Source organism: Enterobacter sp. 50588862 (genome assembly GCF_001462935.1).
GTDB lineage: Bacteria > Pseudomonadota > Gammaproteobacteria > Enterobacterales > Enterobacteriaceae > Enterobacter > Enterobacter bugandensis.
Genome location: NZ_LNHM01000034.1, coordinates 1 through 549, shown reverse-complemented (window position 1 = coordinate 549; position 549 = coordinate 1). Strand labels below are relative to the sequence as shown.

At 46.3% G+C, this 549-nt stretch carries 2 rRNA genes; both read left to right on the top strand.

Annotation, left to right across the window (positions count from 1 at the left end):
• Positions 1 to 107, top strand: a 16S ribosomal RNA gene (locus APT89_RS18190); the annotation flags it as partial.
• A gap of 208 nt (positions 108 to 315) precedes the next feature.
• Positions 316 to 549, top strand: a 23S ribosomal RNA gene (locus APT89_RS18185); the annotation flags it as partial.

Here is a 549-nt window from a genome sequence, read left to right as displayed (position 1 = left end):
TAGGTAGCTTAACCTTCGGGAGGGCGCTTACCACTTTGTGATTCATGACTGGGGTGAAGTCGTAACAAGGTAACCGTAGGGGAACCTGCGGTTGGATCACCTCCTTACCTTAAAGAACCTGCCTTTGTAGTGCTCACACAGATTGTCTGATGAATGATGAACTTCTGAATGTACTTTTGAGTGCATTAAGAAGTTTTGCTCTTTAAAAATCTGGATCAAGCTGAAAATTGAAACGACACATCTTAATGGTGTGTTCGAGTCTCTCAAATTTTCGCAAGTCGATGGTGAATCGAAAGAAACATCTTCGGGTTGTGAGGTTAAGCGACTAAGCGTACACGGTGGATGCCCTGGCAGTCAGAGGCGATGAAGGACGTGCTAATCTGCGAAAAGCGCCGGCGAGGTGATATGAACCTTTGACCCGGCGATGTCCGAATGGGGAAACCCAGTGCAATTCGTTGCACTATCGTTAACTGAATACATAGGTTAACGAGGCGAACCGGGGGAACTGAAACATCTAAGTACCCCGAGGAAAAGAAATCAACCGAGATT